The sequence below is a fragment of the Streptomyces sp. SID1328 genome (assembly GCF_009865595.1).
Lineage (GTDB): Bacteria > Actinomycetota > Actinomycetes > Streptomycetales > Streptomycetaceae > Streptomyces > Streptomyces griseoluteus.
In genome coordinates this window covers 1-299 of sequence record NZ_WWKH01000779.1, presented here as the reverse complement: position 1 = coordinate 299, position 299 = coordinate 1, and the positions used below count along the sequence as shown (strand labels likewise).

At 75.9% G+C, this 299-nt stretch carries 1 pseudogene; it reads right to left on the bottom strand.

Annotated features, from left to right (window positions below):
* Window positions 1-103: 103 nt before the first annotated feature.
* Window positions 104-299, bottom strand: a pseudogene (locus GT030_RS24720) (nucleotidyltransferase family protein); the annotation flags it as partial.

Here is a 299-nt window from a genome sequence, read left to right as displayed (position 1 = left end):
GAGGTCCTCGACCAGGGCCAGGGTGAGCGGAGTCATCGGCCCAGTCTCGCACCGGGGTTCAGCGGACGGGCGCGGATGACTCGCGGCAGATCAGCAGCAGCGCGCGGCCGTCGTCGTCGGTGAGCATCGCCCCGTCGGCATCGCCGTCCCGCAGGGCGGCCAGCAGCCGGTGCACGGTGTCCGCGCCGAGGAACGGCAGGTCGGCGGAGAGCACCACCGCGTACTCGGCCGTGGTGAGCCGGAGCCCCGCGTCGAGCGCGGCGACGGGTCCGCCACCGGCCGGCTCCTCCCGCGCCCAG